The sequence below is a fragment of the Pseudoxanthomonas mexicana genome (assembly GCF_001556105.1).
In the GTDB taxonomy this organism is placed as follows: Bacteria; Pseudomonadota; Gammaproteobacteria; order Xanthomonadales; family Xanthomonadaceae; genus Pseudoxanthomonas_A; species Pseudoxanthomonas_A mexicana_A.
The window spans coordinates 97,898-112,550 of record NZ_LSIF01000025.1 but is presented as its reverse complement, the minus strand read 5'-3'; the positions used below and the strand labels follow the sequence as shown (position 1 = coordinate 112,550).

Sequence of the window (14,653 nt, the reverse complement as noted above, 5' to 3'; positions counted from 1 at the left end):
CCTAGCATCCACCTACCCCTGAGTAGTCGATGTGCGGTCGTTTGCCGTTACGTTTTCAGATCCCGCGGTCCCGTTACGTAAATCGAGATACCTCGATGGGGGTTGCGTGATGCTGGAGAGCTTACTAATGTGATTCGACAGGGGGCTGCAATGACGCAATGCGGCGAAACGCGTTAGTAGTCCTGACACCAGCGAAGGCGGCATCGAAGAAGCATCGATGCCTGATCCACCCGTTAGAGATAGCGGACAAGCTGGGGTTAGATTCGCTTCGTCGTAAGAAGCGCTTACGCCAAGGGATGGAAGAAGGCCGGATGACGACGATTGCCATGCGTATTCGACGGGCGCGCGTGCTCGCCAAGCTCTCGCAGAGCCAACTTGCGAAGGAAGTGGGCGTCAACCGCAGTGCCGTGGCGCAGTGGGAGCGGGATGGCGGAACGCATCCCAGCGTCGAGCACCTGGCGACCGTCTCGGTCGCCACGCGCGTGCCCTTCGAGTGGCTCGCGACCGGTCGCGGCAACGCGGCCGAATGTCCCCAGATCGAAGTGCCCGCGGTCGCGATCGAGTACGCCGTCGACGACATCGAGGTCCGCGTGCTGGAGGCCGTCCGCAACCTGCCCGCGAAGAAGCGCGCGACGGTCTGCAAGCTGATCGAGGAACTGGCATCGCGGAACTGAGGCGACGTATCGTCGGCAGCGGGGCGGCGAACCCACGCCATCGTCCGGATCTTGTCACCGCGATGGGAGTTCCGCGACGAGCCCATCCAGGCATGCGATGCAGCGGTCTCCTTCCGCCCGTCGTGCGTCCAACCCGCCGGTGAAGCGCGAGAACGCTGGCAGGATGCTCAGGCCCGACCGCAACCAGAACGCCGGCCAGCGTCCCGGCAGTCCGGGATAGCGCAGGCGCGGATGCAGGTGCCCGGCGATGACGTGCCGTGATCCCGTGCGTGGCACATGGCGCAGTTCGAATGGACCACGCTGCACGCCCTCGACCGTGAGTTCGAGATCCCAGTCCGCAGCATGGCGCTGCAGCTGCCGGTCGTGATTGCCCGCCACCACGGCAATGCGCGTATCCGCATGGTGCATCCGCCACGCACGCCATTCCTCCTGCCACGCGCCGTTGGTCACGGCACCGTGGAGGAAGTCGCCCAGCACGTACAGCTCGTGAGCCCGTGTCTGCTCAAGCAGTGCCTGCAGCCGTTGCAGGTCGTCCCGGGTGCCGCCGCGTGGCACCGCGATGCCGCCGCGACGCAGTGCTTCGCCTTTGCCCAGATGCAGGTCGGCGATCAGCAGCAGCGACTGCGCCGGCCAGAACAGGGCGCGCTCCGCCAGCAACTGCACCCGCTCTCCCGCCAGCTCGATCGCCTGGCTAGCGTGCATGTCGTCGTTCCAGTTGCTCGGCGGCGCGGCGCACACGCACGTGCCACGCCTCGGTACTGAGCTGCGCGCGCATGCCGTCGGCCCATAACGGGAAGGCCAGCGGCGTCAGGCTCTCGGGTCGTTCCAATGCCGCGGTGCCTGCGCGCAGCCGGCTCAGCAGCGCGTCCATCCCGGCCACCTGCAGGTCGTCCTCCAGTGCTTCGCGACGGGCAAGGGCGAGCAGCAGGTGATCGGGATCGTGCTGCGACAGTACATCGAACAACAGACCGCTCGATGCCTGCAGTTGCCGCAGGCTGCGCGGCATCCGGCCAGGCAAGGACGGCGGCAGCAATCCAGCCACGCGTGCGATACCGCGGAACTGCCGGCGCGCCAGTTCGCCCAGGTTGGCGCCCCGGGCGAGATCGTCGATCAGGCCGTCGGGTGTCAGCAGCCCATGCAGCAGGTCCGCATCCACCGTCAGCGGCACCTGCGGCGACAGCATGAAGCCGAGATCGTTGGCGGACAGCGAAAACGTATTCGCTTCGCGTTGCCCCAGGCGCCAGGCGAGCAACGCGGCAAGTCCTTCGTGCGCACGACGGCCCGCGAACGGGAAGACGAAGAGGTGTTGGCCGTCGCGACGGCGGACCAGTTCCATCAGCAGCAGGCCCGGCGAAGGAACACGACTCAGGCGTTCCTGCACGGCCAGCAGTGGCTGCAAGGCCTGCATCTCCGGCGAATGGCGATCGTTTGCCAGTGTCTCCTGCACCTGTGCCGCCAGGCGCGACGACAGCGGCATACGTCCGCCCATCCAGCGCGGCACGATGCCGTCCCCCTGCTTGACCAGGCGGACGTAGGCGGTCATGTCCTGCAACTTGACCAGTTCGAGCAGTCGACCCGCGAAGCGGAAGCGATCCCTGGGACGAAGGCGGCTGAGGAAGGCTTCTTCCACCGAGCCGAGTCCGCCGCCGCGGAGGAACTTGACCGCGACATTGCCGTCGCTGGCGATGGTGCCGATCGACAGGCGATGACGGAGCGCCACCGTGCGGTCATGCACGCGATGCACGCCATCGGCGTCGCGTACCACGCGCCGGTATTCGGGATAGTGCTCCAGCGCATCGCCGCCGCGCACGATGAAGTCGATCACGCGCTGCCACGTGGCAGCGTCGAGGGAGGCGAACGCGTCGGTGGTACGCACCTCCTCGAACAGCGCATCCGCCTCGAAGCCACCGCCCAGCGCGACGGTGACGCAGTGCTGCGCCAGCACGTCCAGCGGCAGCCGGGGCGGCCGCCGTGTCTCGACCACGCCGTCCGCGATCGCCGTGCGCGTTGCGGCGTACTCCGCCAGTTCCAGCGCATGCGTCGGCACGCAGAGGACGTGCCCGGTCTCCCCCGGACGATGGCGCGCGCGTCCGGCACGCTGCAGCAGTCGCGCCACGCCTTTCGGGCTGCCGATCTGGACCACCTGGTCGACCGACGGGAAGTCGACGCCGAGATCCAGGCTGGAGGTGGCGACCACGCAGCGCAGGCTCGCATCGCGCAAACCGGCTTCCGCCTGGTGGCGCACCGCGGGATCGAGCGAGCCGTGATGCAGCGCCAGGGTGGAGGCATCTTCCGGCCACACCGACGCCAATGCCTGGTGCCACAGCTCGGCATGGGCTCGGGTGTTGGTGAACAGCAGGCTGGTGCGCACGGTGAACAGCCGTTCCAGCACGCCCGCAAGCTGGCTCAACCCGAGGTGTCCGCTCCACGGGAACCGCACGACATCCGCAGGCAGCAGGGTTTCCAGCGTCATGGTCCGCGGGCGTGCGCCTGACAGGACGTGCGGCGCAACGCCGGGCGGCAGCAACGCACGGCAGGCCTCATCCAGATTGCCCAGCGTCGCCGACAGTCCCCAGGTGCGCAGCGAGGGCGACCAGCGGCGCAGGCGTGACAGCGCCAACTGCGTCTGCACGCCACGCTTGCTGCCCATCAATTCGTGCCACTCGTCGACCACGACACAGCGCAGGTCGGCGAACATCGGCGCCGTCTCCGGATAGCTCAGCAGCAGCGACAGTGATTCCGGCGTGGTGACCAGCACGTCCAGCTCGCCGCCGCGTGCCAGCCGCTTGTCGCGTGCGCTGGCGTCGCCGGTGCGTTGCGCGACGGCCCACGGCAAGCCCAGTGCGTCGGCGGTCTCGGATAGTGCACGCGTCGTGTCCGCAGCGAGCGCGCGCAGCGGCGTGATCCACAGCACACGCAGCGGACGTGGCGCGCGTGCGCGACGGCTGGTGGGGAGTGCGGTCTTGGCGTTCTCCACCAGCGCCTCCAGCAGGGGGCCGCCAAACGCCGCCAGTGTCTTGCCGCTGCCGGTCGGCGTATGGATCAACCCCGAGTCGCCGGCCAGATAGTGACGCCATGCCTGCCGCTGGAAAGGCAGCGGCGTCCATCCCCGCGCGGTAAACCACTGATCCAGACGCGCGCGCGGTGTCATCGCGCCAGCGCCTGGAGCGTCTGCAATCGATCCGCATCGGCAGCGCGTTTGTCATGGCGCCAGCGCAGGATGCGGGGGAAGCGGACCGCGATGCCCGACTTGTGCCGGCTGCTGATGTTGACGCCCTCGAAGCCCAGTTCGAACACCAGCTCCGCGGCGACCGAGCGTACCGGGCCGAACCGTTCGCGCGTGTGCGTGCGGATCCACTGGTCGAGCGCGAGGATGTCCTTGTCGCCGAGGCCGGAATAGGCCTTGGCCACCGGCACCAGTTCATCGGCATCGTTCCACACGCCGAACGTGTAGTCGGTATACAGCGTGCTGCGGCGGCCGTGGCCCGCTTGGGCATAGAGCAGCACCGCATCGATGGTCAGTGGATCGACCTTCCACTTCCACCAGTCGCCGCGTCGCCGGCCACTGCGGTAAGGCGATGCGAGGCGTTTCAGCATCAGTCCTTCCACCCCACGGTCGCGCGACGTCTCACGCAAGGCGGCTGCTTCATTCCACGTCCCGACGTGTATGCCAGGCGACAGCATCAGGCGGGGGTCAGCGGTCGCATCGAGGAGATCGCGCAGGCGCTGTCGGCGGATCTCCAGTGGCGATTCACGCAGGTCTTCGCCATCCAGTTCCAGCAGGTCGTACGCCAGCACGCGCGCCGGGGCGGCCGCCAGATGCTTGGCGCCGGGGCGCAGGCGCTGGATACGCGTCTGCAACGCGGAGAAGGGGAGGGGTGCATCGCCTTCGTCCCAGGCCAGCAGTTCGCCGTCGATCACCGCATCCTGCGGCAGGGCCTGCGCCGCCATTTCGATCTCGGGAAAGCGGCCATCCAGCCGTTCCTCACCGCGCGACCACAGCGCGACTTCGTCCCGCCGACGGATGATCTGCAGGCGGATGCCGTCCCATTTCCATTCCAGCAGCCATTCGTCGACATCGCCCAGTTGCTCGACCGCGACGTCCACGGGCGAGGCCAGGAAGAAGGGATAAGGCTGCTCCCGGTCGCTCTGCTGCACCTCCGGGGACAGCAACGAAGCGAGGAAGTCCGGCGTCGGCGGCCAGTCGCCCAGCATGCGCTGGGCGAGCAGGGCGATGGGAACCCCGGAGAGATCGGCCAGCGCCTGTTGCACCAGCCGCAGCGATACGCCGACGCGCAGCGCGCCCGTCAGCAGCTTGTTGAACACCAGGCGTTCGTCCTCGGGCAGCTGTGCCCACGCATCCATCACCGTGCGCTGCCGCGTCTCCGCATCCGCACCGGTGACCGGCAGCAGCCGCTGTTCGATCCACACATGCAACGGCAGATTCGCGTCAGGCGACGACGTGGGAGGAAGCAGCAGCGCCAGCGTCTCCGCCAGGTCGCCCACGTGCGAATAGCTGTCGTCGACCAGCCATGCGGGTAGCCCGGCAACCTCGCCGCACCAGGTACGCAGCTCACCGCTTGCGGCGACGCGGCGCAGCTTGTTGCCCGCCAGCAGCCACAGCCCCCAAGCGGCGTCGGCGCGTGGCACCTGGCGTACGTAGTCGGCGATGGCCGCCCGCTTGTCGAGCGTGCCAGTGCTGTGTTCCAGCACCTGGTACAGGGCGGCGAACGCCTTCATTCCCCGGCACCGAAGCCGGTGGAGAACGCCTGCGCGTCGCAACCGCGCTCGCGAAGATGCCGGATCAGCGCATCGGTGCTGCCGTGGGTGGCGATGATGCGCTTCGCGCCCGTCTGCTCGATGGTGTCCAGCAACGCTGGCCAGTCGGCGTGATCGGATACGACAAAGCCACGATCGTAGTTGCGGCGACGACGGTTGCCGCGCAAGCGCATCCAACCGGAGGCGAAGCCGTGCTCGGCGTCGCGGAAGCGGCGCGTCCACGTCGATCCTGCGGCCGACGGTGGCGCGATCACCAGCCGACCGGCGTAGTCCTTGCCCTTGGGCTGTTCGCCGACCGGCTCGGTGGCAATCAGCTCGATGCCGGCCTGGCGATACACCTGCACGCCGGTATCGACCGCGCCATGCAGGAAGACCGGCGGTTCGTCGAAGCGCGCCAGTTCAGCCAGGATGCGCTGCGCTTTTCCCAGCGCATAGGCGTACAGCACGACGGTACGCCCGCGTGCCGCGCAGGCGCGTCGCCACTCGACGATGCGCCCGACCTCGTCATGGGTGTCGGGCCAGCGGTAGACGGGCAGGGCGAAGGTCGCTTCGGTGATGAATACGTTGCAGGGCACGACCTCGAAGGCGGGGCAGGTGGGGTCGTGTTGTCGCTTGTAGTCGCCCGATGCCACCCACACCTCGCCTTCCACGTCTATCCGCACCTGTGCCGAGCCCAGCACGTGCCCGGCGGAATGCAGCGACACCCGCGCGCTCCCCAACTGGAACGATTCGCCGTAGGCATGCGGGTGGAATTCCTGTTCGCCCAGGCGCCAGCGCAGTATCGGCATGCCGTCGCTGGCGGCGTGGTAGCGCGCCATGCCGATGCGCGCGTGGTCGCCATGGCCATGCGTGATGACCGCAGTCTCGACGGGACGCCAGGGATCGATGTAGAAATCGCCCGCCGGGCAGTACATGCCCTCGGGGCGCAGCACGATGAGGTCGCCTCGGGTCGCCGTCATGCCAGCAGACTGCGCAATGTCGCGTACAGGGGCGGTGAAGCAGTGCGAAGGTCATCGCGTCGGGTGATCGGTCCGTATCGGTTGTGCGGCGAAGGTCACAGCGGCGTGAGGCGCGTCTCTGCGACGATGCCGCGTCCTGCCATCGGATGGCGCGTGTTCGCTTCGGGGAAAGAAGCGAACGTGCTGCCGACGTTCCCCACGCGTCCCCCACGGAGTCGGTGCCCGATGTATTCCCACGCGTTTGTCCGGTGCCGTCGCGCGCCGGTGCTGTCCTTGCTGGTCGCCATGTTGCTGGCGGCGTGCTCCGCGCCGTCCGACGAAGCGCGTGATGCACCGTTCTGGAGCAGTGCGCGTTCCGTGTCCGCCTCCGGACAGATGATGGCCAGCGGCGCGACGGCGGCCGCCGCCGAACCGCAGGCGGCGCCACCGCAGAACATCAACGTCGATCCGGTGCCGCCGGGGCGCTACCGCATCGCCAGCGTACCGAGCGGGCTGTGCATCGAGATCCGCGACGGCAGTACCGCCAACGGCACGCCGCTGGTGCAATCGGCCTGCGATCCCACGCTGCACCGGCAGTTCTTCGATATCAGCGAGCCTGCGGCTGGCCAGTACCGCCTGCGCAACCTGCACTCGCAGAAATCGGCCGACATTCCCGCCGCGTCCGTCGCCGACAACGTCATCGTGCAGCAGTGGGACGACAACGGCAGCGGCGCGCAGCGTTTCCGCCTGCAACGGATCGATGCCAGCGACCGCTACCGCATCGTCAACGTCAACAGCGGCAAGTGCCTGGGCATTGCCGGCGCCACGACGACGGCAGGCGCTGCCGTCGAGCAGATCGCCTGTGCGGCGGTACCGGCCCAGCAGTTCCACCTGGGTGCGGGTGAACCGTTGCCGGTGCGCGAGAACGGCTCGCAGCCGTTGATCCCGCCGCCGCGCCCGGTGCCTCCCTCCGCTACCTATCAGCCGCTGCTGTGGCCGGACGATGCGGCGCCGGTCCAGTACACCCAGGACGACGGCACGCTGGTGACCCATGTCGGCGGTCGCGTCCGCGATCGCCACGCGCGCGAGCCCATCGTCGACGACAGCTACCAGGTGTTCCCACCGCAGTACTTCGAACGGCGCACGCACGAGATCCTCGTCTACGACGATGCCGTGCCCGGCACCTCCGGCGAACAGCGCGTGCTGACCCTGGTGGTGAAGCCGCAGCACTACTGGTACGGCACCAATTTCCGCCACGGCTACATCGGCCGGCGCAGCGAGGACCCGCTGGAGCCGACCTCGGTGGCGCTGTACGCTGACAACGGCGGCATGAAGGTGCTGCCGGGTGGCGTGGCGGCACAGACGCCGCTCGCCAACTACGCGCAACTTGGCCAGGACCCCAACAGCAATTACACACCGCCGGCGGGTGCGCCGGGCAACGCCTTCGTGCTGGTGAAGGAGATCCGCACCGCCGCCAACGAGGCCCATCGCCCGCTGCGAAAAGGCGACCTGGTGGAGTTCGAGCTGGGCATCTTCCTGGCGGGCAACCCGGACCTCATCGGCCGCTTCAACTACTACGCCGAGGCGCTGGTCTACCGCGCCGGATCGCATGGCATCGTGTCGTGGTACCGCGGTCCGGGTTACGGCGTGCAGCGCCCGCTGGATTCGCTGGCGATGCCGTCGGAGGCACTGTCGGCCGGCCCATCGATGACGCTGCACGAAGACACGTCCAGCGAGCCGTTCCGCATGTTGCAGCAGGCCTCGCACAACATCGCCGGCTACAACATGCAGCCGTGGGCGGAAGGGCGCCGGTTGATCCATACTTCCTTCGTCAGTGGCCGCCACTCGGAAGAAAGCAACACGGTCTTCGCCGCGCATGCCGGCAAGAGCGCGCCGGCCTTTTCGCAGACGCGCTGCGTGGACTGCCACACGGGCAATGGCCGCAGCTCGCCAGTGGTCGGTACACCGCTGAACCGGCTGGGTGTGTTCGTCGGCGCGGCGGGCGTGGGCATGCAGGCGCCGGATACACGCTTTGGCCTGAGGTTGCAGCAGGGCACGTACCGCGAGGCGGGCGCCAATGTCGATGGCCGCGAAGCCGAACTGGTCCTCACCGGCTATACCGAAGTGCCGGGTCGTTATGCCGACGGCACGGGCTACACGCTGCGTCGGCCGAACTATGCCCTGCGTGATCGCGCCGGCCAGCCGCTGGCTTTGCCGACCGCGCTGTCGGTGCGCGTGGCGCCTTCCCTCGTTGGCCTGGGTCTGCTGGAGGCGGTGCCCGAGCAGCAACTGGAACGGCTGGCGCTTTCGCAACAGGGCGATCCAGACGGTGTCGCGGGCCGGTTGCAGATCGTCGCCGACGCGCGCGATGCCGGCGTCAGTCGCGTGGGCCGGTTCGGCTGGAAGGCGGCGGCTGCAACGCTCGAACAGCAGGCCTCGCTGGCGTTCAACACCGACATGGGCGTGACGTCGCCACTGATGTCGTCGCTGGAATGCGCGCGCGGCAGCCAGGGTACGGCCTGCGCGCAGGTCGACACCGGCAGTGCGAAGCTGACCGCCGCCGACATCCACCAGACCACGCTCTACCTGAGCCTGCTGGGCGTGCCGCCGCGGCGCGATTTCGATAATCCGTTGGAGCAGGATGCGCAGGCGCGTGCGCGCCAGTTGCGTGTCAAGCGCGGTGCGCAGCTGTTCGAGGCGGCGCGCTGCAGCACGTGCCATGTGCCCGAGTTGCGCACCGGCCACCACCGGTTCGTCGAACTGCGCTACCAGACCATCCGTCCCTATAGCGATCTGCTGCTGCACGACATGGGTCCGGAGCTGGCCGACACCTACATCGAAGGCCGCGCCACCGCACGCGAATGGCGCACGCCACCGCTGTGGGGCCTGGGCCTGGCCGCGACGATCGATCCCAACGTGCGCTATCTGCACGATGGCCGCGCAGCCACGCTGGAAGAGGCCGTGCTGTGGCACGGCGGGCAGGGGACTGCGGCGAAGCAGCGTTTCGAGGCCATGAGTGCCGAGGAACGCCGAGCACTGGTCGATTTCCTCAAGTCCCTCTAGGGGCGTTCTGGACAACACGGCCCCGGGGGCGATGGAGGCCTCATCCGCTACACCGGCATGCGCGGCTCCTCGCCCATCTGCCGTTTCCGGCGCATTTCCGGGCAGCGCCGGATCACAGGCGGTCCATCCGCTCGGCGACCGGTATGGCCGCTGTCGCCGCACGTCATGTCTTCCATGCCGCGCAGCGGTTCGTGCGTCCGGGTGATATCGGCCACGTTGGCTGCGGTGCATTCCGCATGGAGCATCGGACTGGATTGCTCGTCCACACCGATGCGCGCTTTCATCCCGACGCGATACGGATGGATCTTCTTCGCCTGGCGCATGCCAGGATCCCGTCCACCGCCCTGGCCGCCAGGCGGAACCGGACGCGGCAACGATCGCGGCATCCACGATCGTGCCGTACACGGCCGCGTCGTCGGCTGGTTCATCGGGCGCGCACCACCGCTGCAGAATGGGAACGCGCAGCATCGCCCCCAGCCGATCGCGTTGCCTACGCTTGCGCTCGCCGGTGTACTGCACGTCGCCGACACTGCGTTGCGTCTAGATCGATCTGACAGGGCAGGGGGATTCTCGCAACCCAGCCTTGTTTTTCGGACCGTCCTTGGCCGAACGTCGATCAGACCCCTTCTTCAAAAACAAGCCGGTTGGCAAGCGTCCTGCGGACCGGGCAGCTATCGGCCACGGCGTGCAGTTCATCCCGCTGCCCCTGAGTTAGGTCGCCTTCCAGAACGATTGCGTAGGAGAAGCGTGTGGTTGTGTCGTCGGGCCAGTCCAGGCTGACTTGTGTCGAGACATGGCGAAGCGCGTAGCCTTGCGCATCGGCATGCATGCGCACCGCCATGTTCATGCAACTTGCCAAGGATGCTTCCAGCAGCTGATGGGCTCCGAAACCCGCACCGCCGCCACCTTTTCCGACAGGAGCATCAGAGAGCAGGGTGTGCGAAGGGCTGTTGAGTTCGGATTGGTAGGGTGTTGGGCGACTTGTGGCGTTGATCATGTCTGTTCTTCAGGCTTGAGTTGAAACCGCGAGTCCCGCTGCTTTCCATTCGGCGAAGCCTTCCTCCAAACGACGCACGCGATACCCCTTTCTTCTCAATGTCGCTACCGCTTCGAAGGACATGACGCAGTAAGGTCCCCGGCAGTACGCGATGATGTCCTTGTCCTTGGGAAGCTCGGCCAGCCGACGCTCCAGCTCTTCCATGGGAATGCTGAGCGCCCCCGGCACATGCCCGAGCGCGAACTCCTCGCCAGGACGCACATCGAGTACGGACACCGTTCCATCCTCGATGCGCTTGAGAAGTTCGTTTCGAGATACTGGCTCCAGGCTGTCGCGCTGATTGAAGTAGTCGCGAATCACCTGGTCCACCTCCGCGACATTCCGCTCGCCAAGCCTGCCAAGCGCGCTGATCACGGACACGACTTCCGTGTCGCCGGCCAGTCTGTACAACACATGCTTGCCCTGGCGTTCGGTATCCACCAGGCGCGCGCGACGCAGCAGCTGCAGATGACGGCTCGTATTGGCAAAGCTCAATCCCGTCAGACCTGACAGCGTCTCGACACTACGCCGGCCTTGCGCCAGATGTTCGAGCAGTTCCAGGCGATTGGCATGGCCCAGCGCTTGCGCGATTTCAGCCAGGTGAGCGTAGATCGTTTGCTTGGGGGTGCTTGACATGGGCCGCCCTCACGAGAATCATTCAATCGAAGCGTTGAATGATTGTATCACTCGCAGGGACGCCACGGATCGCGCTGCACGTGCCCTTCGTCCCGCTCAAATTCTGATTCCAAGCATTCGCGGTACCCAGCAAGGACAACGAGCACATGTTCAAGGCCATGCATCGACAGGTCGTCATCCTTGCGAGCGCACAAGCACTGTTCCAGATCGTTTCCGTCATCGTCATGACGGTGGGTGGTCTTGCGGGTGCCCAGCTGGCTGACTCGCCGCGATGGTCGACCCTGCCGATCGCCACCATGTTCCTGGGAACGGCCAGCATTACCTTCCCGGGCGCCATGTGGATGGCGCGCGTAGGGCGGAGAGCGGGATTTCTCTGCGGAACCTTCTTCGGGCTTCTTGGTGGACTGATCGCTGCGTTCGGCATACACGAACGCTCGCTTGGCCTGCTGGCAACGGGTACGTTCTTTGTCGGTGCCTACCAGGCATTCGCCCAGTTCTATCGGTTTGCGGCAGGTGAGGTAGCGGACGAGGCCTTCAAGGCCAGAGCGATCTCCTTGGTACTTGCTGGCGGCATCGTGGCTGCCCTGGTGGGTCCGATGCTGGCTCGACTGGGAGGATCGCTGTTGTCCCCCGAGTACATGGGATCGTTCCTGATCCTGAGCGTGGTGTCCCTTGTCGCATCGGGAGTACTTCTCGGATTGCGCATTCCTGCGGCCAGCGATCAAGCCGCAGCGCAAGGCCCTGCCAGGCCCTGGCATGAGATCGTGATCCAGCCGGCGTACCTCGTCGCACTGTTCGGCGCAGCAACCGGCTACGGCATCATGATCCTGGCGATGACCGCCACGCCGATTGCGATGGTGCACCATCACCACGAACTCAGCAGCGCAGCCACCGTCATTCAGCTGCATACGCTGGGCATGTTCCTGCCGTCCTTCTTTACCGGATCGCTCATCGCCCGATTCGGCGCTATCCGGGTGATGCTGGCAGGTGCAGCGATCTTCCTGGCTCACATCCTGACAACGCTGGGCGGGACCGGCTTCAATTCGTTCGCTGTGTCGTTGGTCCTGCTGGGAGTAGGCTGGAACTTCATGTACATCGGTGGCACCACACTGGTGACGACCACATACAGGCCATCGGAGAAGGCGAAAGCGCAGGCCGTCAACGACATGACCATATTCTTTGTGGGCTTGGCCTGTTCGCTCGGTGCGGGCGGTCTTCTGGACACGTTGGGGTGGCAGCGGATGAACTTCGCGCTGGTGCCGTGGATTCTCGTAGCGGTCGTTGCATTGGTGTGGCTGCACAGGCGGCGATCGACCGCCTGACGCACCCGCGATCTGGCGCGGGAAGTCCGCCAGGACGATTTCAGTTGGCCGCGCCGGATTGAATCGCGGGGCTCAGTGCTTCCAGAATCCGGCATTGCGCCACGCGCCCGCCCTGGCAGGCGCTCAGCAGCGACTGCAGTTCCTGCTTCAACGCATGCAGGTCCGCGACCTTCTGTTCGATCGCCACGATGTGACCGCGCGTCAGATCATCCACGGTGCAGCAGTCATGGTCGTGCTGTTCCGAGAGCTGCATCAGTTCGCGGATCTGTTCGATGGAGAAACCGAGCTCGCGCGCGCGCCGGACGAATCCCAGACGCGAAACCTCCCTGGCGCTGTACCCCCGGTAGTTGCCGGCCGACCGCGGTGGGGCGGGCAGCAGGCCGATCTTTTCGTAGTAGCGGATCGTCTCGGGGCGGGTATCGGTGACCCTGGCGGCCTCGCCGATGGTCATCAGGTCCTTCATGGGTTGACCTTATAGCTACTTCAACCTTTACAAGGATAGCCCGATCCCGACCGGAACGCCGACTGATGGGCCGCCTCTTGCCCCCCAACATCCCCGGATTCGCCACGGCGACCTTGCTGCTGGCCATTCCCGCCGCGCAGGCGCTGGACGGTGTGCGGCCATCCGCGCAAGTGCATGGCCGCGTGGATCAGCGCAGTCGCATCCCGCGCATGACGCAGGGTGCAGCCATGCACCGCCTGCTGATGACCGCCCTGGTGGCCGCGCCGGGTTTCGTCCTCATGGCATTGGCGACGGGTACGGGCGCCGAGGCGCAACGGCTGCCGGCGACGTTCGTCATTGATGGGCTGGCGACCGCGACCGCGACGTCGCTGACGATGGTCGTGCTGCCAATGCTTCATCTCAACGTCGCGCGCCTCGCCGAGGATGCGCTTTTGCCGGGAGGCTCTGGAAATGGATGAGTGCTGTTCGAAGAAAGGCGATGAGATCGCACAACTCGCGCTGAAGAAGGACCAGCGACGGGTCCTGCTGATCGTCCTGGCGATCAATGCGCTGATGTTCTTCATCGAGTTCGGTGCCGGCATCATCGCCCACTCCTCGGCGCTGCAGGCCGATGCCGTGGACATGCTGGGCGACGCGCTGGTCTACGCGCTCAGTCTGTACGTCATCAACCGGGGAGCCAAATGGGAGGCGGGTGCCGCACTGGCAAAAGGTGGCCTGATCCTGTTCCTCTTTGCGGTGATCGTGGTCGAGATCATCCTCAAGCTGATCCATGGCGTTCCGCCGTCCAGCAAGCTGATGCTAATCTTCGGCAGTCTGGCCTTGCTGGCGAATCTGACCTGCCTCGCGTTGCTGTGGCGCTTCCGCAAACTCAACGTCAACATGAGCAGCACGTTCGAGTGCTCGCGCAATGACGTGGCCGCCAATTTCGGCGTGCTGTTGGCAGCCGCGTGGCTGAATTCCCCGTGGCCCGATATCGTGGTCGGGTCGATCATCGCCTTGATCTTCCTTCGCTCTGCCATCCGCGTCATCCGCGGGGCATGGCCGCAGTTCAAAGCTTCACGCTAACCCTGGAGACGATAATGAGTACTCGAACGACGTCTGGCCTGACGATCCTGCTGGCCGCCGCACTTGCTTTTGGCACTTCGTATGCTGACGGGGCCTCTGCCCAGTCACCAACGGCCGCCAATGCCCTGGCGCCGGCAAACGCTCCTTCCATGGGGCCTGTTACCGCTCCGGTCACCATCGTGGAATTTTTCGACCCTGCCTGTGAATCGTGCAGGGCGATGTACCCGCACGTTAAGCAGTTGCTGGCGGCCAATCCGAAAGACGTGCGCCTGGTGATCCGTTACGTCCCGTTCCATGGAGCGGTGTCGAGGCAGGCCATCAACGTGCTGGAAGCCGCCCGCCAGCAGAAGCGTCTCGTGCCCGTGATGGATGCGCTTATGCAGCACCAGCCGGTCTGGGCCAGTCATCGAGGCTCCGACCCCGAGAAGGTGTGGGATTTCGCCGTTCAAGCCGGACTGGACCGCAAGCTCGCGCAGCAGTACATCGCGACTGGCGCCGTGGAAACCCTGATGAAGCGTGAAGTGGCCGCTGTTGAAGCGGCGAAGATCCAGGGCACGCCGACGTTCTATGTCAATGGAAAGCAGCTTGCCGAACTTGGGCCCGAGCAGCTCGAGGCGCTGGTGAACGCCGAATTGTCGCGGGCAAGAAAGAAGTAACCGCCTGCAGTCTGCAAGCGA

At 66.2% G+C, this 14,653-nt stretch carries 14 protein-coding genes; 6 read left to right on the top strand and 8 right to left on the bottom strand.

Translation table 11 applies throughout. The features are described from left to right. Nucleotides 1-311 precede the first annotated feature (311 nt). Nucleotides 312-674 (top strand): helix-turn-helix domain-containing protein, encoded by a 363-nt coding sequence (locus AX730_RS03480; protein WP_198147006.1) that lies wholly within the window; start codon nt 312-314, stop codon nt 672-674. 54 nt (nt 675-728) lie between these two features. On the opposite strand, the gene pdeM is transcribed toward AX730_RS03480, so the two are convergent. From pdeM to AX730_RS03460, 4 genes are read right to left on the bottom strand one after another with little or no spacing between them, the layout of a single operon-like run. Next, nucleotides 729-1,376 (bottom strand): ligase-associated DNA damage response endonuclease PdeM, encoded by a 648-nt coding sequence (pdeM, locus tag AX730_RS03475; RefSeq protein ID WP_062352029.1) that lies wholly within the window; start codon nt 1,374-1,376, stop codon nt 729-731. Continuing rightward, a complete protein-coding gene (locus AX730_RS03470; RefSeq protein ID WP_062352003.1) occupies nt 1,366-3,825 on the bottom strand; it encodes a ligase-associated DNA damage response DEXH box helicase in 2,460 nt (819 codons plus the stop codon). Before AX730_RS03470 ends, pdeM begins: the two co-directional genes overlap by 11 nt. After that, entirely contained in the window at nt 3,822-5,414 is a 1,593-nt protein-coding gene (locus tag AX730_RS03465) for an ATP-dependent DNA ligase (RefSeq protein WP_062352000.1), read from the bottom strand. The genes AX730_RS03470 and AX730_RS03465 overlap by 4 nt, the downstream gene beginning before the upstream one ends. Next, nucleotides 5,411-6,412 (bottom strand): ligase-associated DNA damage response exonuclease, encoded by a 1,002-nt coding sequence (locus tag AX730_RS03460; protein ID WP_062351997.1) that lies wholly within the window; start codon nt 6,410-6,412, stop codon nt 5,411-5,413. Before AX730_RS03460 ends, AX730_RS03465 begins: the two co-directional genes overlap by 4 nt. Before the next feature lie 225 nt (nt 6,413-6,637). Between AX730_RS03460 and AX730_RS03450 the strand changes: the two genes are divergently transcribed. Then, complete coding sequence (locus tag AX730_RS03450; RefSeq protein WP_198147004.1) at nt 6,638-9,454, top strand: di-heme oxidoredictase family protein; 2,817 nt, start codon at nt 6,638-6,640, stop codon at nt 9,452-9,454. A gap of 47 nt (nt 9,455-9,501) precedes the next feature. On the opposite strand, the gene AX730_RS03445 is transcribed toward AX730_RS03450, so the two are convergent. From AX730_RS03445 to AX730_RS03435, 3 genes are all read right to left on the bottom strand, one after another. Beyond that, nucleotides 9,502-9,777: a transposase gene (locus AX730_RS03445; RefSeq protein ID WP_062351986.1), complete on the bottom strand. Its 276-nt coding sequence runs from the start codon at nt 9,775-9,777 to the stop codon at nt 9,502-9,504. A gap of 293 nt (nt 9,778-10,070) precedes the next feature. Beyond that, nucleotides 10,071-10,451, bottom strand: a complete 381-nt coding sequence (locus AX730_RS18350; RefSeq protein WP_083537695.1) for an OsmC family protein — start codon at nt 10,449-10,451, stop codon at nt 10,071-10,073. Between the two features lie 9 nt (nt 10,452-10,460). Further along, a complete protein-coding gene (locus tag AX730_RS03435; RefSeq protein WP_062351979.1) occupies nt 10,461-11,126 on the bottom strand; it encodes an ArsR/SmtB family transcription factor in 666 nt (221 codons plus the stop codon). 146 nt (nt 11,127-11,272) lie between these two features. On the opposite strand from AX730_RS03435, the gene AX730_RS03430 reads away from it, so the two are divergent. Beyond that, a complete protein-coding gene (locus AX730_RS03430) occupies nt 11,273-12,448 on the top strand; it encodes an MFS transporter (protein WP_062351976.1) in 1,176 nt (391 codons plus the stop codon). 40 nt (nt 12,449-12,488) lie between these two features. Here AX730_RS03430 and AX730_RS03425 read toward each other — a convergent pair whose 3' ends face one another. After that, nucleotides 12,489-12,911 (bottom strand): MerR family transcriptional regulator, encoded by a 423-nt coding sequence (locus AX730_RS03425; RefSeq protein ID WP_062351973.1) that lies wholly within the window; start codon nt 12,909-12,911, stop codon nt 12,489-12,491. 113 nt (nt 12,912-13,024) lie between these two features. Here AX730_RS03425 and AX730_RS19335 point away from each other — a divergent pair, with 113 nt between their 5' ends. From AX730_RS19335 to AX730_RS03410, 3 genes are read left to right on the top strand one after another with little or no spacing between them, the layout of a single operon-like run. Beyond that, nucleotides 13,025-13,369: an efflux RND transporter permease subunit gene (locus AX730_RS19335; protein ID WP_407071468.1), complete on the top strand. Its 345-nt coding sequence runs from the start codon at nt 13,025-13,027 to the stop codon at nt 13,367-13,369. Then, nucleotides 13,362-13,976, top strand: a complete 615-nt coding sequence (locus tag AX730_RS03415; RefSeq protein ID WP_062351967.1) for a cation efflux transmembrane domain-containing protein — start codon at nt 13,362-13,364, stop codon at nt 13,974-13,976. The genes AX730_RS19335 and AX730_RS03415 overlap by 8 nt, the downstream gene beginning before the upstream one ends. A 14-nt stretch (nt 13,977-13,990) precedes the next feature. Then, on the top strand, nt 13,991-14,632 hold the full coding sequence (locus AX730_RS03410) for a DsbA family protein (RefSeq protein WP_198147002.1): 642 nt from the start codon (nt 13,991-13,993) through the stop codon (nt 14,630-14,632). The last annotated feature ends 21 nt before the right edge of the window (nt 14,633-14,653 follow it).

What these genes read in the sequence shown, in the direction of transcription:
- AX730_RS03480 (WP_198147006.1), top strand. Translation starts at nt 312, where the DNA reads ATGACGACGATTGCCATGCGTATTCGACGGGCGCGCGTGCTCGCCAAG.
- pdeM (WP_062352029.1), bottom strand. Translation starts at nt 1,376, where the DNA reads ATGCACGCTAGCCAGGCGATCGAGCTGGCGGGAGAGCGGGTGCAGTTG.
- AX730_RS03470 (WP_062352003.1), bottom strand. Translation starts at nt 3,825, where the DNA reads ATGACACCGCGCGCGCGTCTGGATCAGTGGTTTACCGCGCGGGGATGG.
- AX730_RS03465 (WP_062352000.1), bottom strand. Translation starts at nt 5,414, where the DNA reads ATGAAGGCGTTCGCCGCCCTGTACCAGGTGCTGGAACACAGCACTGGC.
- AX730_RS03460 (WP_062351997.1), bottom strand. Translation starts at nt 6,412, where the DNA reads ATGACGGCGACCCGAGGCGACCTCATCGTGCTGCGCCCCGAGGGCATG.
- AX730_RS03450 (WP_198147004.1), top strand. Translation starts at nt 6,638, where the DNA reads ATGTATTCCCACGCGTTTGTCCGGTGCCGTCGCGCGCCGGTGCTGTCC.
- AX730_RS03445 (WP_062351986.1), bottom strand. Translation starts at nt 9,777, where the DNA reads ATGCGCCAGGCGAAGAAGATCCATCCGTATCGCGTCGGGATGAAAGCG.
- AX730_RS18350 (WP_083537695.1), bottom strand. Translation starts at nt 10,451, where the DNA reads ATGATCAACGCCACAAGTCGCCCAACACCCTACCAATCCGAACTCAAC.
- AX730_RS03435 (WP_062351979.1), bottom strand. Translation starts at nt 11,126, where the DNA reads ATGTCAAGCACCCCCAAGCAAACGATCTACGCTCACCTGGCTGAAATC.
- AX730_RS03430 (WP_062351976.1), top strand. Translation starts at nt 11,273, where the DNA reads ATGTTCAAGGCCATGCATCGACAGGTCGTCATCCTTGCGAGCGCACAA.
- AX730_RS03425 (WP_062351973.1), bottom strand. Translation starts at nt 12,911, where the DNA reads ATGAAGGACCTGATGACCATCGGCGAGGCCGCCAGGGTCACCGATACC.
- AX730_RS03415 (WP_062351967.1), top strand. Translation starts at nt 13,362, where the DNA reads ATGGATGAGTGCTGTTCGAAGAAAGGCGATGAGATCGCACAACTCGCG.
- AX730_RS03410 (WP_198147002.1), top strand. Translation starts at nt 13,991, where the DNA reads ATGAGTACTCGAACGACGTCTGGCCTGACGATCCTGCTGGCCGCCGCA.